This window comes from Micromonospora sp. WMMC415 (assembly GCF_009707425.1).
Classification (GTDB): Bacteria; Actinomycetota; Actinomycetes; order Mycobacteriales; family Micromonosporaceae; genus Micromonospora.
On sequence record NZ_CP046104.1, the window covers coordinates 2,849,621 to 2,875,548 of the forward strand.

General features: G+C 74.0%; 20 protein-coding genes and 2 pseudogenes. 13 read left to right on the top strand and 9 right to left on the bottom strand.

Going from position 1 to position 25,928, the window contains the following annotated elements:
• Positions 1-38: 38 nt before the first annotated feature.
• A complete protein-coding gene (locus GKC29_RS13730) occupies positions 39-953 on the bottom strand; it encodes an NlpC/P60 family protein (protein WP_155331208.1) in 915 nt (304 codons plus the stop codon).
• 59 nt (positions 954-1,012) lie between these two features.
• Positions 1,013-2,110 (bottom strand): mandelate racemase/muconate lactonizing enzyme family protein, encoded by a 1,098-nt coding sequence (locus GKC29_RS13735; protein WP_155331209.1) that lies wholly within the window; start codon positions 2,108-2,110, stop codon positions 1,013-1,015.
• Between the two features lie 112 nt (positions 2,111-2,222).
• Here GKC29_RS13735 and GKC29_RS13740 point away from each other — a divergent pair, with 112 nt between their 5' ends.
• Entirely contained in the window at positions 2,223-3,020 is a 798-nt protein-coding gene (locus GKC29_RS13740) for a tyrosine-protein phosphatase (protein WP_155331210.1), read from the top strand.
• On the opposite strand, the gene GKC29_RS13745 is transcribed toward GKC29_RS13740, so the two are convergent.
• The 3 genes from GKC29_RS13745 to typA all read right to left on the bottom strand — a co-directional run bounded on the left by GKC29_RS13745 (position 2,989) and on the right by typA (position 6,507).
• Positions 2,989-3,684, bottom strand: coding sequence for a lysoplasmalogenase (locus GKC29_RS13745; RefSeq protein WP_155331211.1), 696 nt, complete (start codon positions 3,682-3,684; stop codon positions 2,989-2,991). The genes GKC29_RS13740 and GKC29_RS13745 overlap by 32 nt on opposite strands.
• Before the next feature lie 23 nt (positions 3,685-3,707).
• Positions 3,708-4,571, bottom strand: coding sequence for a serine hydrolase (locus GKC29_RS13750; protein ID WP_155331212.1), 864 nt, complete (start codon positions 4,569-4,571; stop codon positions 3,708-3,710).
• A 67-nt stretch (positions 4,572-4,638) separates the two neighbouring features.
• Positions 4,639-6,507 carry a translational GTPase TypA gene (typA, locus tag GKC29_RS13755; RefSeq protein ID WP_155331213.1) on the bottom strand — a complete coding sequence of 623 codons (1,869 nt, stop codon included), beginning with the start codon at positions 6,505-6,507 and terminating at the stop codon, positions 4,639-4,641.
• A 136-nt stretch (positions 6,508-6,643) separates the two neighbouring features.
• Between typA and GKC29_RS13760 the strand changes: the two are divergent.
• Positions 6,644-8,062 (top strand): annotated as a pseudogene (locus tag GKC29_RS13760) (DedA family protein); the annotation flags it as partial.
• 264 nt (positions 8,063-8,326) lie between these two features.
• A complete protein-coding gene (locus GKC29_RS13765; RefSeq protein WP_155331214.1) occupies positions 8,327-9,196 on the top strand; it encodes a lytic transglycosylase domain-containing protein in 870 nt (289 codons plus the stop codon).
• Positions 9,197-9,240: 44 nt separating this feature from the next.
• On the opposite strand, the gene GKC29_RS13770 is transcribed toward GKC29_RS13765, so the two are convergent.
• Entirely contained in the window at positions 9,241-11,367 is a 2,127-nt protein-coding gene (locus GKC29_RS13770) for an MMPL family transporter (RefSeq protein ID WP_155334122.1), read from the bottom strand.
• A 149-nt stretch (positions 11,368-11,516) separates the two neighbouring features.
• On the opposite strand from GKC29_RS13770, the gene GKC29_RS13775 reads away from it, so the two are divergent.
• The 5 genes from GKC29_RS13775 to GKC29_RS13795 all read left to right on the top strand — a co-directional run bounded on the left by GKC29_RS13775 (position 11,517) and on the right by GKC29_RS13795 (position 16,762).
• Positions 11,517-12,023, top strand: a complete 507-nt coding sequence (locus tag GKC29_RS13775) for a MarR family winged helix-turn-helix transcriptional regulator (protein ID WP_155334123.1) — start codon at positions 11,517-11,519, stop codon at positions 12,021-12,023.
• A gap of 6 nt (positions 12,024-12,029) precedes the next feature.
• Complete coding sequence (locus tag GKC29_RS13780; protein WP_155331215.1) at positions 12,030-13,691, top strand: CocE/NonD family hydrolase; 1,662 nt, start codon at positions 12,030-12,032, stop codon at positions 13,689-13,691.
• A gap of 159 nt (positions 13,692-13,850) precedes the next feature.
• Positions 13,851-14,717 (top strand): hypothetical protein, encoded by an 867-nt coding sequence (locus GKC29_RS13785; protein ID WP_155331216.1) that lies wholly within the window; start codon positions 13,851-13,853, stop codon positions 14,715-14,717.
• Positions 14,718-14,846: 129 nt separating this feature from the next.
• On the top strand, positions 14,847-15,422 hold the full coding sequence (locus GKC29_RS13790; protein ID WP_155331217.1) for a helix-turn-helix transcriptional regulator: 576 nt from the start codon (positions 14,847-14,849) through the stop codon (positions 15,420-15,422).
• On the top strand, positions 15,419-16,762 hold the full coding sequence (locus GKC29_RS13795) for an MFS transporter (RefSeq protein ID WP_230689027.1): 1,344 nt from the start codon (positions 15,419-15,421) through the stop codon (positions 16,760-16,762). The genes GKC29_RS13790 and GKC29_RS13795 overlap by 4 nt, the downstream gene beginning before the upstream one ends.
• Before the next feature lie 47 nt (positions 16,763-16,809).
• Here GKC29_RS13795 and GKC29_RS13800 read toward each other — a convergent pair whose 3' ends face one another.
• Positions 16,810-17,013 carry a cold-shock protein gene (locus GKC29_RS13800; protein WP_155331218.1) on the bottom strand — a complete coding sequence of 68 codons (204 nt, stop codon included), beginning with the start codon at positions 17,011-17,013 and terminating at the stop codon, positions 16,810-16,812.
• A gap of 174 nt (positions 17,014-17,187) precedes the next feature.
• Between GKC29_RS13800 and GKC29_RS13805 the strand changes: the two genes are divergently transcribed.
• Entirely contained in the window at positions 17,188-17,877 is a 690-nt protein-coding gene (locus tag GKC29_RS13805) for a methyltransferase (RefSeq protein WP_155331219.1), read from the top strand.
• A 93-nt stretch (positions 17,878-17,970) separates the two neighbouring features.
• Positions 17,971-18,564 (top strand): annotated as a pseudogene (locus GKC29_RS13810) (DedA family protein); the annotation flags it as partial.
• Positions 18,565-18,579: 15 nt separating this feature from the next.
• Here the strand turns inward: GKC29_RS13810 and GKC29_RS13815 are convergent.
• Together GKC29_RS13815 and GKC29_RS13820 are read right to left on the bottom strand one after the other, a co-directional pair.
• Positions 18,580-19,233: an MBL fold metallo-hydrolase gene (locus tag GKC29_RS13815; RefSeq protein WP_155331220.1), complete on the bottom strand. Its 654-nt coding sequence runs from the start codon at positions 19,231-19,233 to the stop codon at positions 18,580-18,582.
• Between the two features lie 7 nt (positions 19,234-19,240).
• Entirely contained in the window at positions 19,241-19,957 is a 717-nt protein-coding gene (locus GKC29_RS13820; protein ID WP_155331221.1) for a maleylpyruvate isomerase family mycothiol-dependent enzyme, read from the bottom strand.
• Between the two features lie 153 nt (positions 19,958-20,110).
• On the opposite strand from GKC29_RS13820, the gene tnpB reads away from it, so the two are divergent.
• From tnpB to uvrA, 3 genes are all read left to right on the top strand, one after another.
• A complete protein-coding gene (tnpB, locus tag GKC29_RS13825) occupies positions 20,111-21,526 on the top strand; it encodes an IS607 family element RNA-guided endonuclease TnpB (RefSeq protein WP_230689028.1) in 1,416 nt (471 codons plus the stop codon).
• A 140-nt stretch (positions 21,527-21,666) separates the two neighbouring features.
• On the top strand, positions 21,667-22,746 hold the full coding sequence (gene rsgA / locus GKC29_RS13830) for a ribosome small subunit-dependent GTPase A (protein ID WP_155331222.1): 1,080 nt from the start codon (positions 21,667-21,669) through the stop codon (positions 22,744-22,746).
• A 210-nt stretch (positions 22,747-22,956) separates the two neighbouring features.
• Positions 22,957-25,899, top strand: coding sequence for an excinuclease ABC subunit UvrA (gene uvrA / locus GKC29_RS13835; protein WP_155331223.1), 2,943 nt, complete (start codon positions 22,957-22,959; stop codon positions 25,897-25,899).
• The last annotated feature ends 29 nt before the right edge of the window (positions 25,900-25,928 follow it).

The window sequence follows — 25,928 nt, forward strand, 5'->3', positions numbered from 1 at the left end:
CTCCGGGTCGGGGCGCCCCCGCCGTCGTTCGTACGGGCTCAGACCCGGTGGGCGGCGACCAGGGTGGCGGTGCGGTCGGCGGGCAGCCGCTCCTCCAGGACGCGGCGCTGCCGGTAGCAGGCGTGCAGCATCCGGCGGTCGTCGCCGGGGCGCGGGTCGGCGGTGACGATGCCGATGTGGTGGATGCCCCGTCCGGGGCGGGCGAAGAAGTAGAGGTCACCGGGGCGCTCGCTGCCGGGCGGCAGGGGCGTGGTGGCGGTGGCCTGGTCGTCGGCGTCGCGGGGCAGCCGTACGTTGAAGCGCCGCCAGGCCAGGTGGACCAGGCCGGAGCAGTCGATGCCGTACGAGGAGACGCCACCCCACACGTACACGACGTCGAGCAGGCGACGGGCGACGGCCAGCACCTCCTCGGCGGTGGGGGCGGCGTCCGCGACGGCGGCGGTGTGCCGGGCGGGGATCCAGAGCGGCACGTCGTGGCCCGGGGCGTGCACCGGCCGCCAGCCGGCCACGACCGGGCCGGCCGTGGCCAGCCGGGTGCCGAGGACGACGCCGGGCAGCTGGACCGGACCGTCGGGCGTGGCGTGCAGGGCGGTGACGGTGGCGTCCACGACGAGCGGGTCGGTGTCGGGGAGCGCGGTCGCCGGGGCGAGCTGGCCGGCCGGGAGCCAGCCGGGGTAGCCGCGCGGGTCCAGCTTGGCGGGCTGTTCCACCGCGACGACGTGTGCCCAGCCGTCGGGACGCAGCTCGGTCACCAGCACCCGCTCGCCGAGCAGGAGCTGGCTGAGCACGCAGTCGCCGACCTGCTGGTCGGCGTCCATTCCGGCGATCCAGGCGGCGATGTCGGTGCGCGGGGCGAGGGCGGGGCTGTCGACCGCGCGTACCGCCTCCGGGGAGGCCCACAGGGTGGCGACACCGACCCGGACGACGGCCTCGCGGCCGGTTTGCAGCTCCACGGTCCACCCCCAGGTCACGCCGCCCGCTGCCGCGACGATATGAAAGTTTCCGCCAAAGATCAATCGACCTGCTGAATCTTTGCTTCAGCGAGCGCGTCGATCCCGAGGCCCGGAGCGTCGGCGAGGACCACCGACGCGCCCTCGTACCGGGGACCGCCGCGAACCGGCGACCAGGCCAGCCACCACGCCGCGTCCAGGTCCGGGACGGCGGTCGTGCCGTACGCCGCGACCAGGCTGGCCGCCGCGCCGATACCGACCTGGGTCTCCATCATGGAGCCGACGACCGTGCCCATGCCATGGGCCACGGCGAGGTCGAGCAGGGTACGGGCGACGTGCAGGCCGCCGCACTTGGCGAGCTTGACGTTCACCAGGTCGGCCGCGCGCCGGCGGATCACCTCGACCAGGTCCCGGACACCGAAGACCGCCTCGTCGGCGAGGATCGGCGTGGACACCCGTTCGCTGACCCAGGCCAGGCCGTCCAGGTCCCACCGGGGGACCGGCTGCTCCACCAGTTCCACATCCAGCCCCGCGTCCTCGATGCCCCGGATCACCCGGACGGCGTCGCGGGGCGTCCAGCCCTGGTTGGCGTCGAGCCGGATGCGGACCCGCGCGCCGACCGCGGAGCGGACCGCGCGTACCCGGTCCAGGTCGCCGGCCGCGTCCGTGCCGACCTTGAGCTTGAGCACGTCGAAGCCCTCGGACCGGCGCGCCCGGGCGGCGGCCGCGAGGTCCACCGCGTCGCCGGCGGCGAGCGTGACGTCCGTCGGGACGCGCAGGGCCGTGCCCCCGAGCAGCCGCACCAGCGGTACGCCGAGCCGCCGGGCGGCCAGATCGTGCAGGGCGACGTCGACGGCCGACTTGGCGGCCTCGTTGCCGGCCACGGCCCGCCCCACCTCGGTGCAGCGGGCCACCAGGTCGTCCGGGTCCCGGCCGGTGAGCAGCGGGCCGAGCACCTCGCGGACGCACGCCTCGGAGCCGGCCGTCGACGCCCCGGTCACCTGCCACACCTGCGGCGCCTCGCCGACGCCGCGGCGCCCGTCGGCGTCGACGACCTCCGCGACGAGGGTGTCGACGGTGGTGGTGCGGCGCAGCGCGGTGACGAACGGGGTGTGCAGGGGCGCGGAGAGCCGGTGGGTGCGTACCGCGGTGATCGTCATGTCGGGCACCCTATAGGGGGACGGGCAGGCGATGGGGAGGCCGGATGAGCGAGCGGATCACGCACAGCCGACTGGTGCCGCGGGGCGCCGCCGAGCGCGGCGGGGCGGCGGCATGAGGGCGCGCGAGTGGGATCTGGTGGGCGCGCCGAACGCGCGTGACCTCGGCGGACTGGTCGGGGCGGACGGGCGGCGGGTACGCCCCGGGGTGCTCATCCGCACCCCGGCGCTGGGTCGGTTGACCGACGAGGACCTGCCGGTGCTGGCGAAGCTGGGGCCGTCCTGCGTGGTGGATTTGCGGGACGCCTCGGAGCAGGCGGTCGCCCCGCCGGACCGGCTGCCGGGCGAGTCGCGGGTGGTGCACCTGCCGGTGCACGACGCGGCGCACCCGGTCTTCACGTACGTGTCGGCGGTGCTGCTCGGCCACGACCTCGGGGCGTACGCGGAACTCGCCGGGCAGGGCACTCCGGCGGCGATGACGGCGATCTACCGGTGGTTCGTGACCGGGGAGTCGGCGCGGGTCGGGTTCGGCACCGCCGTGCGGCTGGCGGCCGAGGCGGACAATCTGCCGTTGCTCTACCACTGCTCGGCCGGCAAGGACCGCACCGGCTGGCTGACGGTGGTGCTGCTGCACGCGCTCGGGGTGGACGAGGCGGCGGTCCGCGCCGACTACCTGGCCAACAACCCGCTGACGGAGAGCCTGCGCGAGGTGATCCTGACCGCGATGCGCCGGCGGCAGCCGGACCTGGACGTCGACGCGGTACGCCCGGTGCTGGAGGTGCGCGACGAGTACCTCGACGCCGCGTACGACGAGGTGCGGCGGGTGCACGGGTCGTTCGGGGCGTACCTGCGCGACGGGCTCGGGGTGAACGACGATCTGGTCACGGCGCTGCGGGCGCGGCTGCTGGAGTGACCGGTGCGGGAGCGGTGGGGCGGGCGGCCCAGCCCGTGACGATGAGGGCCTGACCTGCGGCGTAGGTGGCCATCACCCAGATCGGTGGGCCGGGCAGGGTCCCCACTCCGGCGACGCCGGTGGCGATGAGCAGGTCGGAGCCGAGGAAGAGCGCGCCACCGAGGCCGACGCGCCAGCCGTGCGCGGCGGCGGTGCTCGCCATGGTGGCCAGGGCCGCCGCGTACCCGGCGACGGGCACCGCCAGGCCGGCGTCGCTCAGCCCCGGCCACATCCAGGCGAGCGCGGCGACGGTCAGCACCGCGTACCCCAGCGGGACGGCGGCCAGCGGCGGGCGGCGCAGCGCGGCGGCGGCGCCGCCCCGGGTGAAGGCCGCGACGTAGCAGACGTGCGCGGCCAGGAACAGCGCCATCCCGGCGAGGAAGGCCGCGTCGCCGTCGCCGAGCAGCGCGACGTCGCCGCCGGTGGAGAAGGCCAGCGCGGCGAGGACGAGCCGGTCGGGCCGGGCGCCGCGGTCGGTGCCGGCCCGCCAGAGGTATACGGCGAGCAGCGGCATCAGCAGCGGCTTGGTGAGGAGTTCACCGATGGCGCTGCCGGTGGCGTTGGCGAGCAGGTTCGCGGCGGCCACGACGGCGAACGCGGCCAGCAGGACACGACGGGACGGCATGGTGGCTCCTCGCGGCGCAGCGGTCAGTTCAGGTTGTGGCGGGCGTTCCAGGCCTCGCGGGAGATGCGGGCGATGAGGCGGCAGGCGTCGTCCTCGACGTCCTCGCCGCTCGGTCCGCCGTCGGCGGCGTCGGTGGTGGTGCAGACGGCGATGACGTACGGGGGCGCGTCGTCGGGCGCGACGACGCCGACGCCGTGGCGGACGCCGCGGACCCAGCCGTTCTTGTGGGCGATGCGCGTGCCGGCGGGCAGGCCGGCGGCGAGGTCCTCGCGGTGCTCCTGCGCGGCGAGGGTGTCGAGCATCGCGGCGCAGCTCTCCGGTGCGGCCAGCCGGCCGGGCCGGGCGGCGCCGCGCGCCAGGCCGCCGAGGAGAGCGGCCAGGTCGGCGGCGGTGACCAGGTTGGTGATGCCGGCGTCCCGGGCGGCGAAGTCCTCGATGCCGCGGCCGGTGACGCTGTGCCGGGCTCCGGCGCGGGCCCACACGTCGGCCACGGCCGGCAGGCCGACCTGGTCGATGATCACGTTGGTGGCGAGGTTGCTGGACCGGACGATCATGCGCTCGGCGAGCCAGCGCAGGGGTGCGGCGCCGCCGGCCCGGTCCCAGACGGTGTCGTCGTTGTCGTAGTGCTGGGCGCAGGAGAAGCGGGGCGCGCCGGGCAGCGCGGAGTCGAACTCGTTGCGGACCGGGGCCGGAGCGTCGAGGTCGAGGCGGCCGGCCTCGGCGGCGCGGTGCAGCGCCACCAGCACGGCCACCTTCATCGTGCTCGCCGCGTAGTGGGTCGCGTCCGGGTGCCGGGTCCAGGTGGGGGGCGTGTCGAGGCGGCCCACGTACGCGGACACGGTGCCGGGCACCCGGTCGAGGTGGGCGTCCAGCGCGTCGAAGATCACCCGCCGAGGGTAGCGGTGCGCAGGGGCCCCGCACCACGACGGCGTGGTGCGGGGCCCCTGCCGGTGCTCAGCCGGCGTGCTTGCGGCGGGCGGCGGTGCGCGCCCGCTGCGTCTGGTCGAGCACCACCTTGCGGATGCGGACCGCCGCCGGGGTCACCTCGACGCACTCGTCCTCGCGGCAGAACTCGAGGGCCTGCTCCAGCGACAACTTCCGCGGCGGGATCAGCTTCTCGGTCTCGTCCGCCGTGGAGGAGCGCATGTTGGTGAGCTTCTTCTCCTTGGTGATGTTGACGTCCATGTCGTCGGAGCGGGAGTTCTCCCCGACGATCATGCCCTCGTACACCTCGGTGCCGGGCTCGACGAAGAGCTGGCCACGCTCCTGGAGGTTGGTCATGGCGAACGCGGTGACGGAGCCGGACCGGTCGGCCACCAGGGAGCCGTTGTTGCGGGTCCGCAGCTCGCCGAACCACGGCTCGTACGACTCGAAGACGTGGTGCAGGATGCCGGTGCCCCGGGTCTCGGTGAGGAACTCGGTGCGGAAGCCGATGAGGCCGCGCGCGGGGACGAGCCACTCCATGCGGATCCAGCCGGTCCCGTGGTTGACCAGCTGTTCCATCCGGCCCTTGCGGGTGGCGAGGAGCTGGGTGATCGCGCCCAGGTACTCCTCCGGGGCGTCGATGGTCAGCCGCTCCACCGGCTCGCAGGTCTTTCCGTCGATCTCCTTGGTGACGACCTGCGGCTTGCCGACGGTCAGCTCGTACGACTCGCGGCGCATCTGCTCGACCAGGATCGCGAGGGCCAGTTCACCGCGGCCCTGCACCTCCCACGCGTCGGGGCGCTCGGTGGGCAGCACCCGCAGCGACACGTTGCCGATCAGCTCCTTGTCGAGCCGGTCCTTGACCATGCGGGCGGTGACCTTGGCGCCCTTGACCCGGCCGACCAGCGGCGAGGTGTTGGTGCCGATGGTCATCGAGATGGCCGGCTCGTCGACGGTGATCAGCGGCAGCGGCTGCGGGTCCTCGGCGTCGGCGAGCGTCTCACCGATCATGATCTCCGGGATGCCGGCCACGGCGATGATGTCGCCCGGCCCGGCGGAGTCGGCGGGCTTGCGCTCCAGGCCCTCGGTCATCAGCAGCTCGGAGATGCGGACCCGCTGGGTGCTGCCGTCGGTGCGGCACCAGGCCACGGTCTGGCCCTTGGCGATCGTCCCCTGCCGCACCCGGCACAGCGCGAGCCGGCCGAGGAACGGCGAGGCGTCGAGGTTGGTGACGTGCGCCTGGAGCGGGGCCTCCTCGTCGTACGCGGGCGGCGGGATGGTGTCGAGCAGGGTGCGGAACAGCGGTTCCAGGTTGTGGCTGTCCTGCGGGACCGAGCCGTCGGCGGGCTGGGTGAGCGAGGCGATGCCGTCGCGGGCGCACGCGTAGACGATCGGGAAGTCGATCTGCTCCTCGTCGGCGTCGAGGTCGAGGAACAGCTCGTACGTGTCGTCCACGACCTCCTTGATCCGGGCGTCGGGGCGGTCCACCTTGTTGATCACCAGGATGATCGGCATCCGGGCCTTGAGCGCCTTGCGGAGCACGAACCGGGTCTGCGGCAGCGGGCCCTCGCTGGCGTCGACCAGCAGCACGACGCCGTCGACCATGGTGAGGCCGCGCTCCACCTCGCCGCCGAAGTCGGCGTGCCCGGGGGTGTCGATGATGTTGATGGTGACCGGGTCGGACCCGTCCGTCGGCAGGTACCGCACGCCGGTGTTCTTGGCGAGGATGGTGATGCCCTTCTCCCGCTCGAGGTCCATCGAGTCCATGACCCGCTCGGTCACCTCACCACGGGCGCCGTAGGCGCCGGCCTGCCGCAACATGGCGTCGACCAGGGTCGTCTTGCCGTGGTCGACGTGGGCGATGATGGCGACGTTGCGGAGGTCGGTGCGAAGCTGCATACCCTCCATACTCTCCTGTCTGCGGTTGCCGGGGTCGCGTCGGGGTGATCCCCCAGTTGGCCCGGGTCTCTGGCGAAACATGTGTCCCAGCCGTTGGCACGACTGGCATGCTGACCCTCGTGTTCATGGGGGTCAGATGCACGACCTGGTGACCGCACTGCAGGGCCTGCCGCCCCTGCTGATCTACCTGGTCGCCGCCCTGATCGTCGCGGCGGAGACCGCCGTGATCTTCGGACTGCTGGTGCCGGGCGAGGCGACCCTGCTGCTGGTCGGTTTCCTAGCGTACGCGGGGACGTTACGGCTCGGCCCGGCGCTGCTGGTGATGGTGGGCGCGGCCGTGATCGGAGACACACTCGCCTTCCGCGCCGGCCGCCGGTACGGGCCGCGGCTGCGCGCGAGCCGCTTCGGCGCCCGGATCGGTCCGCAGCGGTGGAGCCGGGCGGACGCGATGCTCGGCCGGCTGGGCGGCCGGGGCGTGTTCACCGCCCGCTGGGTGGCCTTCGCCCGGACCCTGGTGCCCCGGCTGGCCGGGGCGGCGGACATGCCGTACCGGCGGTTCGCGCCGTTCAACCTGGCCGGGGTGGTGACCTGGGTGGGTGCCTCCGTGCTCGCCGGCAACCTGGCCGGCGAGTCGTACGAGACGGTGTCGCACCTGCTGGGCCGGGCCACCGGGGCGGTGCTGGTGCTGCTGGGCGCGGTGGTCGCGGTGCTGCTGGTCGGGCGCTGGCTGGGCCGCAACCCGGATCCGGTCCGGGCGCTGCTGGCCCGGGCGGGCGCGCTGCCGCCGGTGCGCTGGCTCACCGGCCGGTACGGGGTGCTGTTCTTCCTGCTCGCCATGCACATCGGGCCCGGCTGGACCCTGCTGCTCAACCTGGCCGCCGGTCTCCTGCTGCTCTTCCTGGCCGGGCTCGCCGTCGCCTGGGTGCTCGGCGCCGTGGTCCGGCACAGCGGCCTGTCGGTGGTCGACGGCGCGATCGCCGACTGGTTCGCGGCCCGCCGCACCCCGGAGGCCGTCGACGTGACCCTCACGGTCGTGTCGGTGCTGCGCGGGCCGGTGCTGATCGTGGTGGTGGCGGTCGTGGCCGGCGTGCTGGCCTGGCGGCACCGGCCCTGGCAGGCCGACCTGCTCAGCGTGCTCGGCACCGCCGGCGCGTTCGTGCCGCTGGTGGTGCTCGCGGCGGCGGCCGACCTGGCCCGCCCGGACGGGTCCGGGCCGCCGGTCCTGTTCCCGACCCAGGACGCGGTGGTCACCGCGAGCCTGTGCACCCTCGCGTGGCTGCTGTCCCGGGGCGCGCGCTGGCCGGTGGCGGTCGCCGCCTGGACGGTCGCCGCCGCCGGCGTCGTCGGCGTCGGCGGCGCCCGGCTCTACCTGGGCCTGAGCACGGGCAGCAGCGCCCTCACCGGGCTCCTGCTCGGGGTGGCCTGGACGGCGGTGTTCATGGTGGCGTGGGTGACCCGCGACCGGGCGGTGGGCGTGCAGCCGCCGGCCGCCGGCCCGCCGCACGTGACCGCCGGCACACCACCGGCACGAGGCGCCGACGGCGCGGCGGTCGCCGACGTGCCGGGCGATGCCGTCGCGGAGCCGCCGGCCGCCGCTGCCGCCGCGCCGCCGGAGCAGGCGGTCGGCGGCTCGCCGGGCACCCGCGGGGCCGCCGCGGCCACCATGCCGGGGGCCGACGCGCCCGCCGCCGACCGGCCCGGCGACGCCTGACCCGACGGGCCCACGTCGGCGCCGGGTCCGCGTGCCCGTCCGGCGCGGGGCGGCGGCTCACCGTCGACTCCTGTTACCGTGCGGCGGTCACCGGGGGAAGGGGTCGACATGCGAGGAGGCCGTGGGGCCACGGCGACGCTCACGGCGCTTGTGCTGGCCGCCGGGCTCGCCGGGTGCGCGCGCGACCGGGCCGCCGCGCCTGAGATCGCGGCCCCGGTCGGTGCGACGGCCGAGGCGAGCGCCGCACCGGCCGGTGAGACCGACGCCGCCACAGCGACCGCGACACCGCCCGCGCGGGAGTCGATGGGAGCGGCGCCGCGGCGCAGCCCGTCGCCCAGCGCCCGGCCCACGCACCGGCCGACCCGCGCCACCGCTCCCCGCGCCGCGGCGAAGCCGCCGACCGAGACGAAGGTGCCGCCGCCACCGCCGAAGCCGGCACCGACCGCCTGCACGCCCCGCTACGAGGGCACCCAGGCCACCCGCGCGCAGGTAAAGGCGGCGCTCGGCGACGCGGCGGCGAAGACGTACTGGCCGACGTCCGCTCCCGACATCCGGATCCCGCTGCCCCTGGTCAAGGCGACCGCCTGGCAGGAGAGCGGCTGGCAGTCCAACATCGTCGCCTGCGACGGCGGCATCGGGCTGATGCAGGTGATGCCCGCGACGGCCGACTGGATGAACCAGCGGTTCGGGCAGAGCTACGACGTGCGTGACTACCGCGACAACGCCTACCTCGGCGCCAACTACCTGGCCTGGCTGACGAAGTACATCGGCGACATGTACTTCGAGGCCGACTACCGGCTGGACGCGGCCCTGTGCACCACCGAGCTGAACTCGTGCCTGCTCAACGCGGTGATCGCCGCGTACAACTACGGGCACGGCGCGGTCGCCCGCGAGGGGGAGCCGCTCACCATCCCGAACCCGCAGTACGTGCGCAACGTCCGCGCCCTCATGACCGAGTGCGTCTGCCTCTCGTACTGAGGGGTTGCGGCGCGGGGACGCCGCAACCCCTGCCGACCGTACGGTCAGTCGTGCGCGGTGACCGGCTCACGCGGTGCTGGCGCCTGCGCCCCGGCCTCCCGGCGGACCCGGCCCGGCCACCAGAACCGGTCGCCCAGCACGAACGCCAGCGCCGGCACGAGGACCGTCCGCACGAGCAGCGTGTCGAGCAGGACGCCGATGCAGACGATGACGCCGATCTGGGTCAGCAGGATCAGCGGCAGCACGCCGAGGACGGCGAAGACCGCCGCGAGCAGCACGCCGGCGCTCGTGATTACCCCGCCGGTGACCCGCAGGGCGGAGAGCATCCCGTCGCGGGTGCCCGCCCGGCGGGCGTCCTCGCGGGCCCGGGTGACGAGGAAGATGTTGTAGTCGACGCCGAGCGCCACGAGGAACACGAACGCCAGCAGGATGACGCCGCTGTCCAGCGCGGGGAAGTCCAGCACGTGGTCGAAGAGCAGCCACGCCGCCCCGAGACTGGCGAAGAACGACGCGATGACGGTGAGCACGAGCAGCGCCGGGGCGAGCAGGCCCCGCAGCAGCAGCACCAGGACGGCCGCGACCAGCAGCAGGATGATCGGCAGGATCAGCCGCAGGTCCTTCGCGTTGGCCTCGGCGGTGTCGTAGGTGGCGGCGACCGTGCCGCCCACCACGGCCCCGTCGAGCGCACCGGCGCCGTCCACGGTGGGCGGGGCGGAGCCGGGGACCGTGGCGACCGCGTCCCGCAGCGCCTCGATGGCGCGGTCGGACGCGGCGGTGCCCGGCTCGGCCTCCAGCACCACGTCGACCTGGGCGACGGTGGCGCCGGCGCTGCCGGGCCGCGCCGACGCGACGCCGGTCACCGCTGCGGCGGCCTCGGTGACCGCCCCCGCCGCGGCCGGGTTGGTGAGTACGGCGACCGGCTGCGTCGTCCCGGCCGGGAAGGCCTTCGCGAGGGTCTGCGCCCCGGCGACCGCCTCCGGCTCCACCCGGAACTGCTCGGTCTCCGACAGGCCGGTGCGGATGCCCAGCCCGCCCAGGGCGAGGCCGACCAGCAGTAGCGTCGCCAGGGCGGCGACGGACACCGGCCGTCGGACGACACCGGCGCCCAGCCGGCCCCACAGCCGGCCCTCGCGGACCGCGCCGCCGACCCGGGGCACGAACGGCCAGAACAGGCCGCGACCGAGGAGCACCAGCGCGGCGGGGAGCACGAGCAGGGCCGAGAGCATGGCGAGGACGACGCCCGTCGCGCAGGCCACCGCCAGCGCCCGGTTGGTCTCCTGCTCGGACAGCAGCAGCGTGAGCACGCCGAGCACCACGGTGGTTCCGCTGGCCAGGATGGGTTCGGCGGTGCGGCGCAGCGCGGCGCGCATGGCCCGGAAGCGGTCCGCCTCGCGGCGCAGCTCCTCCCGGTAGCGGGCGATGAGCAGCAGGGCGTAGTCGGTGGCGGCACCGAAGACCAGGACGCTGGCGATGCCGGTGACGGCGCCCTCCTGGAGGTTGATGCCGACCGCGGGGACGATCGTGTCGACGGCCCGCAGGGTCAGCTGCTCGGTCGCCGCGACCACCACCAGCGGCACGATCCACAGGAACGGGCTGCGGTACGTGACGAGCAGCAGCAGCGCCACCACCCCGGCGGTCACCGCGAGCAGGGTCACGTCGGCGCCCTCGAAGACCTTGGTGAGGTCGGCGGTGAACGCCGGCCCACCGGTCACGTCGACGGTGAGGCCCGCGGGCGCGTCGTCGAGCGCGGCGCGTAGCCGCTCCACGGTGTCGGCGACCTGCTCCTGACCGCCGGCGGTGGACAGCGGCACGGCGACCAGCGCGACCGTGCCGTCCGGGGAGAACTGCGGGGGAGCGACCTGTCCGCCGACGGCGAACCGGCTCAGGTCGCCGGCTTGCGCGGCGAGCGCTTCCCGGTCGGCGGCGGTGAGCGGCCCCCCGTCGGCGCGGCTGGCGACGACGAGGGCCGGCTGGACGTCGCTGGACGGGAGCTGCTCCTGGAGCCGCTCCACCTGGGTGGACTGCCACTCCACCGACAGCCCGGTGGACGACACGGGTGCGGGGTTGTCGGGCTTCGGCAGGCCGAACACGGCGGCACCGAGGACGATCGCGGCGACCACGGTGAGCCACGCGGCCAACCGGCCGCGGGCGACGTGGGTGAACAGGGACATCGTTTCCTCACGGGGCTGGATGGGAAACCGCTCGACGGCCAGGAATGTCCGGGTCATCGAGTATCTCGATGAGCGAGATTATCGGCCGCTGAGTTATGCTGCAACCGGACCGAGACGAGGAGATGCGGCGGGACGTGGCAGGTCACGGCATGTACCGGCGGCGCGACACGCGACGTGAGCAGCTGGTCGCGGAGATCACCAACAACCTCCGGCGGTACGCGGTGGACGCCCAGCACGTCGGCCACGCCTTCGCCGGGCTGCACGGTCTGGGCGCCACCGACCTGCAGGCCCTGATCGCGGTCATGGACGCCGAGCTGCGGGGCGACCCGATCACCCCCGGCCGCCTCGGCGAGCAGCTCAACCTGTCGTCCGGGTCGGTCACCGCGCTGATCGACCGGCTGGAGCGCGCCGGTCACATCCGGCGCGACCGCGACGCCACCGACCGGCGCAAGGTCCTGCTGCACTACGCCGACCGGGGCGCCGCCGTGGCCATGGAGTTCTTCCAGCCGCTCGGGCGGCGCACCGACGCGGTGATGGCCGACTTCACCGACGACGAGTTGGAGACCGTCCACCGGTTCATGACGGCGATGAGCGCCACGGTCCGGGAACACCGCGACGCCGTACGCGCCGCATCACCGCGGCGGACGAACGGCTGACCCGTCGTGCTCACGGCGCTGGCGACCCGGCTGGCCACGGCGGTGCTGCGGCTCCCACCACCCCGGACCCGGCGGGTCGCCCTGACCCGCGACCTCCCGGTTCGGGTCCGCGACGGCGTGGCGCTGCGCACCGACCACCACGCGCCGGACCTGCCGGGCGCCCCGACCGTGCTGATCCGCACCCCGTACGGGCGGGGCGGCCCGATGCGCCTGCTGGGCCGGCTCGCCGCCGAGCGGGGCTACCACGTGGTGATCCAGTCCTGCCGGGGCACGCACGGCTCCGGCGGCGTGTTCGACCCGCTCGTCCACGAGCGCGACGACGGTCTGGACACCCTCGACTGGCTGCGCCGCCAGCCCTGGTGGAGCGGCGCGTTCGGGATGTTCGGCGCCAGCTATCAGGGCTTCGTCCAGTGGGCCCTGGCCGCCGACGCCGGGGCGGAGCTGCGCGCGATGGTGGCGGTCGTGACCGCCTCCGGCACCCGCGACTCGACGTACGCGGGGGAGTCCTTCGCCCTGGACACCGTGCTCACCTGGGCGGAGCTCCTCCAGGCGCAGACCGTGCCCTGGCTCGCCCGGCAGTGGGAACTCAAGCGGGGCCAGCCGCGGCTCGCCGCTGCGCTCGCGCACCTGCCGCTGGCCGAGGCGGACCGGGTGGCCACCGGGGTCACCGTGCCCTTCTTCCAGGAGTGGCTGCGCCACCACACGCCCGACGCCGCGTACTGGCGTACCCGGATATTCGGCGACCGTCTCGCGGAGGTCCGCGCTCCCGTCGCCATGATCAGCGGCTGGCACGACATCTTCCTCCCGGCGCAGCTGCGTGACTTCGCGGCGCTGCGTGCCGCCGGCGGCCGACCCCGGCTCACCGTCGGGCCGTGGACGCACGGGAGCCCCGGGCTCTTCGTGGCCTCCCTGCGCGACGGCCTCGACTGGCTCGACGAACACCTCGGCGGGCGGCCGGCGCCCGGACGCGCCCCGGTTCGGGTGCACGTCGGCGGGGCCGGCGGTGGCTGGCGGGACCTGCCCGACTGGCCGCCGCCCGCCACGCCCACCACCTGGCACCTGCACCCGTACGGCGGGCTGAGCACCGCGCCGCCGGTGGAGTCCGCCCCCGACGGCTTCTGGTACGACCCGGCCGACCCCACCCCGTCGTTGGGCGGCCCGCTGCTCGTCGCCCAGCGGGCCGGGCCGGTGGACAACCGTCCCGTCGAGGCCCGCCCTGACGTGCTGACCTGGACCAGCGAGGTCCTGCCGGCTCCGGTGGAGGTGGTCGGGCCGGTCCGGGCGGAGATCTTCGTCCGAAGTGACCTGTCCCACCTGGACGTCTTCGTGCGACTGTGCGACGTGGACGCCCGGGGCCGGTCCTGGAACGTGTGCGACGGGCTGGTCCGGGTGACGCCGGACGGGTTCCGCGCCGACGAGACCGGTGCCGTCCGGGTGCCGGTGCAGCTGTGGCCCACGGCGCACCGGTTCGCGGCCGGTCACCGGCTGCGGGTGCAGGTGTCCGGCGGCGCGCACCCCCGGTACGCGCGCAACCCCGGCACCGGCGAGCCCCTCAGCACGGCGGTCACTCTGCGTGCTGGATGGCGGGAGATCCTGCACGACTCACGGCACCCGTCCGCCGTCGTGCTCCCCATCGTCCACTCCGGCTCCTACCTGTCTCCACGGTAAACAGTGCCACTCTGAACTGGGCGTTTATTGTCCGGCGGGTTATGGTTGAGCCACGCCCGGCGCTGTGCGCATCACGGCCGGGCTCGCTCGTAAGGCCCCCACCCCGCGTACGCGGTGTCACCGTCGTGCCCGGCCCCCGATCATCCGCAAGGGGGACCCATGACGCGGGCTCCGGAAAACCTGCTGGCCGTTCGCGGCCTGCTCCTCACCCACCTCAACGTCGACCCGAACACCGTCCGGAGCCAGGACCTCGAACCGGCCGAGGTGGGCATCGTCGGCGACTCCAACCACCGGGGCGGCTACCACTGCGGGTCCGACCGGGTGGTGGCCAACGACTACTCGGTCGTCGAGTCGCCGCGGGACTCCGCCGGGCTGACCCTCGACGCCGCCGCGCTCGACGTCGGAACCTTCGAGGTCCGCTCCGGCGGCGGTACCCACACCCTGCGCACCTTCTCGATCTGGTGCGTCCAGCAGTGCGTCGCCAACGCCGCGGACGCCCGGGACATCCGCGAGATCATCTACAGCCCGGACGGCCGGACCGTCCGTCGGTGGGACCGGCTCGGCCGGCGTACCAGCGGTGACAGCTCTCACCTGTGGCACACGCACTTCAGCTTCTTCCGCGACTCGATCAAGGCGGGCCGGGACCAGACCCCCCTCTTCCGCCGCTACCTGACCAGCATGGGACTCCTGGAGGACGTCATGAGCGAGAAGGCCGAGCAGCAGATCGACAGCGTGTTCACCGGGATGTTCATCGGTGGCAACAGCATGGGCCGCCGGGTCGACCCGGACGGCTCGGGATCCAGGCCGGCCAGCAACAGTCTCGTGGCCAAGCTCGACTACACCATGCAGCGCCTGGACGTGCTGGTCAACCAGCTCACGGCGCTGTCCAACCGCGACTTCACCGACGAGCAGGCGATCGTCACCGGGGTGCTGGCCAGTCTCACCCCGGAGAAGATCGCCGCGGCGATCCCACCGACGCTCGCCCAGCAGGTGGCCGACGAGCTGGCCCGCCGCCTGACCGCCTGACCGGTGCGCCGGCCCGGGGTCGGCGGGCCGCCGCCCCGTGCGGGGATCGCCCGGAACCTCCCGCCGGGCCGCCCCGGTATTCGGCAAGAAGCATTGCGCAAGAACTATTGCTGAACTAGCCTCCGAGGCATGGAGAGACAGAACGTCCGCACGGTCACCGACGCCAGGGTGCTCGCGCTGCTCGCCCACCCCCTGCGCCGCAGGCTCATGGACGTCCTCAAGGTTGACGGCCCGTCGACGGTCGGGATGCTGGCCGAGCGCACCGGGCAGGCACCGGCCAACGTCAGCCACCACATGCGGATGCTGGCCGGTGTCGACCTGGTGGAGGAGGTTCCCGAACGCGCCCGCGACCGGCGGGAACGCTGGTGGCGGCTGGTGAACCGGGCGGTGCGGTGGTCCGCCACCGACTTCGCCGGTGACCCGGCGACTCGGGCCGTCGCCGACGCGGCCGCCACCCTGAACATGGAACGCCACGCCGCGCTCGTCCACGCGTGGCAGGGCGCCGACGACGAGGCGCGTACGGCCTGGGGGGAGGGGCCGTTCTCCACCGACCGTTGGCTGCGCCTCACCCCGGAGGAACTGGCGGAGCTCGGCCGCCAGATCACCGACCTGCTCGCCCGCTGGGCCGAGCGGGAGGTGCCCGACGACGGTCGCGTCCGCGACTCCGTCTTCGTGTTCGCCCACGGCGTCCCGGCCCGACCGTGAGCCGCGCCGGGACGCGGGCCGCCGACCCGGTACGGCCGACCGCCGGGAAGGATCCCGACTCCACGTCGACCGGCCCGTCGGTCGACACGCTCGGTGTGCCGGCACGGGGGCTGTGGCACGAGCGCAACTTCCGTCTGCTGTGGATCGGGCAGGCGGCCAGCAGCGTCGGCAGCAACGTGACCGTGGTGGCGCTCCCCCTGGTGGCCGTCGCCGTGCTGGACGCCACCCCGTTCGCCGTCACCGTCCTGACCGCGGCCGCGTGGCTGCCCTGGCTGCTGGTCGGTCTGCCCGCCGGGGCGTGGGTGGACCGGCTGCCGCGCCGGCCCGTGATGATCGCCTGCGACCTGCTGTCCGCGGCGCTGTTCCTCAGCGTCCCGGTCACCGCGGTGCTCGGCGTGCTCACCATCGGTCAGCTGCTCGCGGTCGCCCTGGGCGCGGGGCTGGCCAAGGTCTTCTTCGAGACGGCCGACCAGGCGTACCTGCCCGTGGTGCTCCGTCCGGAGCAGGTGCCGGGCGGAAACGCCCGCCTGCAGGCCACCCGCACGGCGAGCTACCTGCTCGGCCCCGGCATCGCCGGCCTGGTGGCGCAGGCCGTGGGCGCCGTTGCCGCACTCCTGCTCGACGTGGTGAGCTTCCTGCTCTCCGCCCTGTGCCTGTCGCGCATCCGGGTGGACGAGCGCCGCCCCTCGCGTACCCGGGCGCGCCGCCGTCTGCGACGCGAGATCGCCGAAGGCGTCCGCGTCGTCGCCCACGACCCGTACCTCCGGGTCCTGACCGTCTTCGGGGCGGCCAGCAACTTCGGCCTGACCGGCTACCAGGCTCTGATGGTGGTCTTCCTGGTCCGCGACGTGCACCTCGCGCCGGGGCTGGTCGGCCTGCTCCTGGCGGCGATGAGCGCCGGCGGGATCGTGGGCGCGTTGCTGGCCACGGCGGTGGGCCGATGGTGCGGGACGGCCCGCGCCCTGCTGGTGGCCGCGGCGTTCACCGGTCCGCCGGCCCTGCTCATCCCCCTCGCGGCGCCCGGCTGGCGGCTGGGGTGCCTGGCCCTGGGCGGTGCACTGGTGAGCTTCGGGGTCGCGGTCGGCAACGTCGTCAAGGGCAGCTTCCGGCAGACGTACACCCCGCAGCATCTGCTGGGGCGCGTCACGGTCAGCATGCAGCTGCTGAACTACGGGACGATCCCCGTCGCCGCCCTGGCCGGCGGCGTGCTCGCCGGCATCCTGGGAGCCGGCCCCGCGATCGCGGTGATGACCGGCTGGTTGGCGCTCACGCCGCTGATCCTGCTGGTCGGTCCGCTGCGCCACCGCCGGGACCTGCCGGTGGCGCAGCTCGCGGTCTGACCGCGGGAGCGGCGGCGGCCGGACCCGGCCGCCGCCGGCGCCACGGATCAGATCGGACGGACGTTGTCCGCCTGCGGGCCCTTCTGGCCCTGGGTCACCTCGAACTCGACCTTCTGGCCCTCGTTCAGCTCCCGGTAACCGCTCGACTGGATCGCGGAGTAGTGGACGAAGACGTCCGGCCCCCCGCCGTCCTGCTCGATGAAGCCGAAGCCCTTTTCCGCGTTGAACCACTTGACGGTGCCGGTTGCCATGCATCTCTCCCTGTTCCCAAGCAGGCGACCACCGACCGCAGGCCGACGATCGCCCGGTACCTTCCCGACAGTAACCGCCCAAACCCCGATCTGCCGGGCGAAGTGCCGTAGGCGGTCCGGTGAACTCTCGGAACAGGCTCGGCGGACCCGGCGTGGCGGACCGCCGGGTGCGGCATGCTGGCGTCGGTGAGCCGAGTCACGAACGCCCTGATCGACCTGGAACGGGAGATCGACGCGCCCGGCGCCGGTCTGGACCGGCTGTGCCTGGTGCCCACCCCCTTCGTCCCCGAGGTCCGGCTGCACCTCGCCGAGGACCCGATCGTCTGGTGGGCGCGGATGGAGGCGCACGCGGGACGGGCGCTGCCGCCGCCGTACTGGGCGTCGGTCTGGGCCGGCGGGCAGGCGCTCGCCCGCCACCTGCTCGACCACCCCGAACTCGCCGCCGGACGCCGGGTCCTCGACCTCGCCACCGGCTCCGGCCTGGTCGGGATCGCCGCCGCGCTGGCCGGAGCGGCCGTGGTCGCCAACGACGTCGACCCGTACGCGGTCGCCGCCGTCACCGTCAACGCCCGGGTCAACCGGGTGGCGGTGCGGGCCACCGGGCAGGACCTGCTCGACACCGCGCCGACCCCGGTCGACCTCCTGGTCGCCGGCGACGTCCTCTACGACGCGGGGATGGCCGCCCGGGTGCTGCCGTTCCTGCGCCGCGCCGCCACCGCCGGCGCCGAGGTGCTGGTGGGCGACCCCGGACGGGGCCACCGGCCGCCGGACGGGCTGGTGGTGGTGGCCGACTACCTCGTGCCGATCACCGAACCCAGCCCGGGCCCGCCCGTGCGCCGGGTTCAGGTCCTGCGGCCCGGATGACGGGATCAGGGACGACCCCGAGGCGGGGACCAGGGGACGGTGGGGGATCCGACCCGATGTCCCGGGTGGACCGGCGGCCATAGCGTACGTGGCATGGCGGATTGGCTGGCCCAGGTCGGAGAACTACCCACCACCCTGCTGATGGGGGTGCTCGGGGTGGTGATGATCTTCGACGCCGTGCCGCTGCTGGGTGTGCTGGTTCCCGGGGACGTGGCGATCCTCGCGGCGGTGGGGGTGGGTGGCCCCACCGCCGGCCTGGCCACCTTCACCGCCGTCGTCGCCGGTTGCCTGGCCGGCTGGTCGCTGACCTTCCTGGCCGGCCGCCGCTGGGGGGACCGGCTGCGGCACAGCCGGGTCGGCGACTGGATCGGCGAGGAGCGCTGGGCCGCGGCGGAGGGAATCCTGCGCCGCGGCGGCGGGCGGATGGTGCTGGTGGCGCCCTTCCTGCCGGTCCTCAACGCGCTGCTGCCGCTGGCCGCGGGCGGGCTGCGGATGTCGTACCGGCGTTTTCTGGGCTGCGCGACGCTCGGCGCGGCGGCCTGGGCCGGTCTCTACCTGCTGCTCGGCACAGTGGCGCGGTCGCTCGCCGGTCTGCTGCCCGGTGCGCCCAGCCCGATGGTGGTGACGATGTCGGTCGGCGTCGCGCTGGCCGGCGTGGTGCTGGCGTTGACGCGGCGGCGGCTGGTGTCGGTCCGAGCGTCGCTACCAGCCGCGGGCTCGCCACTGGGGAAGGGCGGGGCGCTCGGCGCCCAGGGTGCTGTCCCTGCCGTGACCCGGGTAGAACCAGGTCTCGTCGGGCAGCCGGTCGAACAGCTTCCGCTCGACGTCGTCGATGAGCCGGCCGAAGCGCTCCGGGTCCTTGTCGGTGTTGCCGACGCCGCCGGGGAAGAGGCTGTCGCCGGTGAACAGGTGAGGGACGCCGGCCGGGTCGCGGTAGAGCAGCGCGATCGAGCCGGGCGTGTGGCCCCGCAGGTGGATGACCTCCAGCGCGCAGTCGCCGACCGGCACGCTGTCGCCGTCGCCGAGCGTCTCCGCCTCGATCGGCAGCCCGGACGCGTCCTCGGCGTGCACCAGCGCGCGGGCGCCGGTCTTGGCCACCACCTCCTCCAGCGCCACCCAGTGGTCCATGTGCTGGTGGGTGGTGACCACCGCCGCGAGCCCGCCGTCGCCGACCAGGTCCAGCAGCCGGGGCGCCTCGTTGGCCGCGTCGATCAGCACCTGCTCGCCGGTGGCCCGGCAGCGCAGCAGGTAGGCGTTGTTGTCCATCGGGCCCACCGACAGCTTCGTGATGGTGAGCCGGTCGAGGTCGCGTACGGCCGGCGCACCGCCGGGCGTGACGTCTCCGGTGTAGGTCATGAGTCGTCTAGATCCATTCCGGTGGGGTCGGCAGGGCGCCGTCGGGGGTGACCTTGAGCACGGTGCCCGGGCTGCGGCCGATCAGCCAGGCGGCGAGTTCGGGGGCGGCGCCGGTCACCGTGGGGGCGGCCGAGCGGTCGCCGACCACGAGTTCGTGCCGGGTGCCGTCGAAGCGCAGGACCATCGGGGGCGCGTCGGGGCGCTCGGCCAGGCCGGTGGCGACCTCGTGGAGGAGCCGGTGGCCGAACGCCTCCGGCCACTCGGCCGGCCGGTAGCCGGCGGCCAGGTCCACGTGGTGCACCTCGATCTCCCGCAACCGCCCCCAGACGAGCATCGCGGCCGGCCACGGCCCGCGGCGGGTCTCCACCGTGGCGCCCCACGCCTCCACCGGCATCGCCGCGACCGCCTCGGCGAACCGGTCCGCGGTGCGCCGCAGGTCGTCGAGGTGCTCGGCGGGCGGCCGGGGCGCGCCGGCGTCGATGTCGGCGGTACGGGCGGCGGCGCTCGCGTACATGGGGATCGGCTCCCCGGTGCGTGCGGCGGTCAGCAGGTTGACGAACCCGTCGGCGTTGCGGGCGAGGTGGGCCAGTACGTGCCCCCGCGTCCAGCCGGGCAGCAGGGACGGCGCGGCGAGATCCGCCTCGTCGAAGGTCGCCGCGGTGCGCAGCAGGCGAGCCGTGGCGTCGTCCACCTCGCCGGTCAGCAGAAGCGGATCCGTGGTCACGTGTCGACCCTAGCGGTCGGGCGGCGTCGCGTCGCCGGGGTTGTCAACTGTTGCTGATGGACTAAGCGCTGACATGCGTTGGTGTGCTTGTGAGAGTTGGCTCGTGGCGTGGGTGGTACGGGGTGTGGCTGGCCGGGGTGGATGTCGTACCGGATGGTTATCGTGCCGGGTGTGGGACACCGGGATCGGCTGAGCGTCGTGCAGGCGTACCGGTTTGCTCTTGACCTGTCCCCGGCGCAGGAGCGGGCGGTGCTGGGTCACGTGGGTGCGGCCCGCATGGCGTACAACTGGGCGCTGGCTCGGGTGAAGGCGGTGTTGGATCAGCGGGCGGCCGAACGCAGCTACGGCATCCCGGAGGACGAGCTCACCCCGGCGATCGGGTGGTCTCTGCCGGCGTTGCGTCGGGGGTGGAACGCGGCGAAGGGTGAGGTGGCGCCGTGGTGGCGGGATTACTCGAAGGAGGCGTATAACACCGGCCTGGACGCGCTGGCGCGCGGGTTGAACAGCTGGGCCGACTCCCGTTCGGGTAAGCGGGCCGGACGCCGGGTTGGGTTTCCCCGGTTCAAGTCGCGCCGCCGGTCGACTCCGTCGGTGCGGTTCACCACCGGCACCATTCGCGTGGACCCGGATCGGAAGCATGTGGTGCTGCCCCGGCTGGGCCGGTTGAGGCTGCACGAGTCGGCCCGCAAGCTGGCCCGCCGGCTGGCGGCTGGCACCGCCCGGATCCTGTCCGCGACGGTGCGCCGTGACGGTCACCGTTGGTACGTGTCGTTCACCTGCCAGGTCGAGCGGGCGCGCCGCACCCCCACGTGTCCGGATGCGACGGTGGGCGTCGATCTTGGGGTGAGGCGCCTGGCGGCGCTGTCCACCGGCGAACCGGTGCCGAACCCGCAGCATCTTGATGCCGCGCTGCGGAAGATTCGCCGGATCAGCCGTGGGTTGTCCCGCAAGGTCGGCCCCGACCGGCGCTCTCGCCGTGATGCCTCTAAGCGGTGGCAGCGGGCGCGCGGCCGGCTCGGCCGGGTGCATGCCCGGGTGGCGAACCTGCGCCGCGACGGCCTGCACAAGCTCACCACCCGCCTCGCCGCCACGTACGGCACGATCGTGGTCGAGGACCTCAACGTCGCCGGCATGCTGCGCAACCGCAGACTGTCCCGGCGGATCGCTGATGCCGGCTTCGCCGAGATCCGCCGGCAACTCGTCTACAAGACCCAGTGGTACGGCGGCCGGCTGGTGGTGGCCGATCGCTGGTACCCCTCCTCGAAAACGTGCTCGGGCTGCGGAGCGGTGAGAACCAAGCTGGCCCTGTCCGAGCGCACCTTCACCTGCACCACCTGCGGCCTGGTCGCGGACCGGGACGTCAACGCCGCACGCAACCTGGCGGCCCTGGCGGCCGCCGTCGCCGGGAGTGGCCCGGAGACGCTAAACGGACGCCGAGCCGACTGTAAGACCCCGCCCGCGGGGCCGGTGGCTGTGAAACGTCAACCCGGCACCACGTCTGTGGGCAAGACCGGGACCGTCCCACCGCAAGGCAGGACATCCGATCATGAGCTCACTCCTGCGTCATGAGAGGAACGGAAATCGCTTTCGGCGGGTCGCCGCGCGCCCTACCGTCGGCGTCGAACGCGGCACCGGGAGGTCGGAGGAGGTGGTGATCGTGCCGGTCGGAGCACGCGTGAGCCATCCGAACCCACACCCGTGAGGACGCCATGACGATCGACCTGACCGCCCTCGGCTGGGACGCCGACCGGGCGCGTGACGTACGACGGCGCACCGACCAGCGACCGGGCCGCGTGGCCCGGGTCGACCGCGGCGTGTGCACCGTCCTCGGCGTGGACGGCCCGGTCCGCGCCACGCTCGGCGGGGCCGTGCTGGCCGCCGCCGCCCGGGACCTGACCTGCCTGCCCTGCGCGGGTGACTGGGTGCTGCTCGCCACCTGGCCGGACGGCAACGTCACGGTCGAGGCGGTGCTGCCCCGGCGAACCGCGCTGGTCCGCCGTACCGCCGGCAAGGACGCCAGCGGCCAGGTGCTGGCCGCGAACCTGACCGCCGCGGCGGTGGTCGAGCCGGTGCACCCGGAACCGGACATGGCACGGATCGAGCGCCTGCTCGCGCTCGCCCACGAGTCCGGCGCGCGCCCGGTCGTGGTCCTGACCAAGGCCGATCTGGCCCCCGACCCGGCGGCGTTGGCCCGGCAGATCGCGGCCGTGGCGCCCGGCGTGCCCGTGCTGCCGGTCAGCGCGGAACACGGCAGCGGGCTCGGCCCGCTGCGCGCGGAGGTGGCGCCGGGCCGGACGCTGGGCCTGCTCGGGCCGTCCGGCGCGGGCAAGTCGAGCCTGGTCAACGCCCTGGCCGGGGCGGTGGTGATGCCGACCCAGGCGATCCGCCGGGTCGACGGCAAGGGCCGGCACACCACCACCTGGCGGGCGCTGGTCCCGGTGCCGGGCGGCGGGGCCGTGCTGGACACCCCGGGGGTACGGGCGGTGGGCCTGCTCGACGGCTCCGCCGGTCTGGACCGGGCGTTCGCCGACATCGCCGCGCTGGCCACCGGTTGCCGGTACGCCGACTGCGGGCACGACGGGGAGCCGGCGTGCGCGGTGCGGGAGGCGCTGGAGTCCGGGGAGCTGACCGCCCGGCGGTGGGAGAGCTGGCGACGGCTGCAACGCGAGGTGGGGTACGAGACGCGGCGGCGCGACGCCCGGCTCGCCGCGGAACGGCGCGGCGGCTGGCGTGGCGGGCGCCGGCGGGCGGGCCGGTCCGCCCGACCGCCCGCGGCGGGGGACTTCTGACCCGCCGGCGTCCGACGCCCCGGCGCCCGGCGGCCGGGTGCCGGCGGTCCACCGGACCGGGTTGAGCTGGGGGAATGTGCGGGCGAGGGAAAGTGTCGTACCTCAGGACTAGTCTTGCCGAGGCGCCTTTCCCGCGCCCGCACAACCGCTCGGACGGGCCGTCGAGCGGACAGAACCACCCCATCTTCTGCACTCGGGAGTACAGGCACCGTGGCCGACCGACTGATCATCCGTGGCGCGCGCGAGCACAATCTGCGTGACGTCAGTCTCGACCTGCCGCGGGACGCCCTCATCGTGTTCACCGGGCTGTCCGGGTCGGGCAAGTCGAGCCTGGCGTTCGACACGATCTTCGCCGAGGGGCAGCGCCGCTACGTCGAGTCGCTCTCGTCGTACGCCCGGCAGTTCCTCGGCCAGATGGACAAGCCGGACGTGGACTTCATCGAGGGCCTGAGCCCCGCCGTGTCCATCGACCAGAAGTCGACCTCGCGCAACCCCCGGTCGACCGTGGGCACGATCACCGAGGTCTACGACTACCTGCGCCTGCTCTTCGCCCGCATCGGCGAGCCGCACTGCCCGGTCTGCGGGGAGCGGATCTCCCGGCAGAGCCCCCAGCAGATCGTCGACCGGGTCCTCGCGATGGCCGAGGGCACCCGGTTCATGGTGCTCGCCCCGGTCGTGCGCGGCCGCAAGGGCGAGTACGTGGACCTCTTCGCCGAGCTCCAGGCCAAGGGCTACGCGCGGGCCCGCGTCGACGGCGTCGTGCACCCGCTGACCGAGCCGCCGAAGCTCAAGAAGCAGGAGAAGCACACCATCGAGGTGGTCATCGACCGGCTCAGCGTCAAGCCCAGCGCCAAGCAGCGGCTGACCGACTCGGTCGAGGCCGCGCTCGGCCTCTCCGGCGGCATCGTCCTGCTCGACTTCGTCGACCTGCCCGAGGACGACCCGGAGCGGGAGCGCCGCTACTCGGAGCACCTGGCCTGCCCCAACGACCACCCCCTCGCCATCGAGGACCTGGAGCCCCGGGTCTTCTCCTTCAACGCGCCGTACGGCGCCTGCCCCGAGTGCACCGGCCTGGGCACGAAGAAGGAGGTCGACCCGGAGCTGGTCGTCCCGGACCCCGAGCGCACCCTGCGCGAGGGCGCGATCCAGCCCTGGTCGACCGGCCACAACCTGGAATACTTCCTGCGCCTGCTGGAGGCGCTGGGCGAGGCGGAGCACTTCGACGTCGACACGCCGTGGCGGGCGCTGCCGTCGCGGGCGCAGAAGACGATCCTGCACGGCTCCGACGACCAGGTGCACGTGCGCTACCGGAACAAGTACGGCCGTGAGCGTTCCTACTACACCGGCTTCGAGGGCGTGGTGCAGTGGATCGAGCGCCGCCACTCGGACACCGAGTCCGAGTGGTCACGCGACAAGTACGAGGGCTACATGCGGGACGTGCCCTGCGCGGCCTGCGGCGGCGCCCGGCTCAAGCCCGAGGTGCTCGCGGTGACCCTCGCCGGCAAGAGCATCGCCGAGGTCTGCAACCTGTCCGTCGGCGAGTGCGCCGACCTGCTGGCCGGCATCGAGCTGACCGACCGGCAGAAGCTGATCGCCGAGCGCGTCCTCAAGGAGATCAACGCCCGGCTGCGGTTCCTCCTCGACGTCGGCCTCGACTACCTCTCCCTGGACCGGCCCGCCGGCACCCTATCCGGGGGCGAGGCCCAGCGCATCCGGCTCGCCACCCAGATCGGCTCCGGTCTGGTCGGCGTGCTGTACGTGCTGGACGAGCCGTCGATCGGCCTGCACCAGCGGGACAACCACCGCCTGATCGAGACGCTGGTCCGCCTGCGCGGGCTGGGCAACACGCTGATCGTGGTCGAGCACGACGAGGACACCATCCGCACCGCGGACTGGATCGTCGACATCGGCCCGGGCGCCGGCGAGCACGGCGGCCGGATCGTGCACAGCGGGTCCGTCCCGGCCCTGCTGGAAAATCCGGATTCGGTCACCGGGGCGTACCTGTCCGGCCGCAAGGTGATCCCGACCCCCCGGCAGCGTCGCCCGCAGACGCCGGGGCGGGAGCTGACCGTGCACGGCGCCCGCGAGCACAATCTGCGCAACCTGACGGTGAGCTTCCCGCTCGGCCAGCTGATCGCGGTCACCGGGGTCAGCGGCTCCGGCAAGTCGACCCTGGTCAACGACATCCTGCACGCCGTACTGGCCAACCAGATCAACGGCGCGCGGCTGGTGCCGGGCCGGCACACCCGGGTGGCCGGCCTGGAGCACGTCGACAAGGTCGTCGGTGTGGACCAGTCGCCGATCGGCCGCACCCCGCGCTCCAACCCGGCCACCTACACCGGCGTCTGGGACCACATCCGCAAGCTCTTCGCCGAGACCACGGAGGCGAAGGTCCGGGGGTATGGCCCCGGCCGGTTCTCGTTCAACGTCAAGGGTGGCCGCTGCGAGGCCTGCTCCGGCGACGGCACGATCAAGATCGAGATGAACTTCCTGCCCGACGTGTACGTCCCGTGCGAGGTCTGCAAGGGCGCCCGGTACAACCGGGAGACCCTGGAGGTGCACTACAAGGGCAAGACGGTCGCCGAGGTGCTCGACATGCCGATCGAGGAGGCCGCCGAGTTCTTCTCCGCCATCCCGGCCATCCACCGGCACCTGAAGACCCTGGTCGACGTCGGTCTCGGCTACGTCCGGCTCGGCCAGCCCGCGCCCACCCTCTCCGGCGGCGAGGCGCAGCGCGTGAAGCTCGCCTCCGAGTTGCAGAAGCGTTCCACCGGGCGGACGGTCTACGTGCTCGACGAGCCGACGACCGGTCTGCACTTCGAGGACATCCGCAAGCTGCTGATGGTCCTGGAGGGGCTGGTCGACAAGGGCAACACGGTGATCACCATCGAGCACAACCTCGACGTGATCAAGTCGGCTGACTGGATCATCGACATGGGCCCCGAGGGTGGCCACCGGGGCGGCACGGTGCTCGCCACCGGCACCCCGGAGGAGGTCGCCGAGGTGCCCGAGAGCCACACCGGCCAGTTCCTGCGCCAGGTCCTCAAGCTCGACGGCGAGGCGAAGGGCGCCGCCGCGGCCACCTCGCGGGCGGCCAAGGCCAACGGCGCGAAGACCCGGACGACGCGGAAGGTGCCGGCCGGCGCCCGCTGAGCCCCGCCGGGACGTCCGCCCAGGGGCCG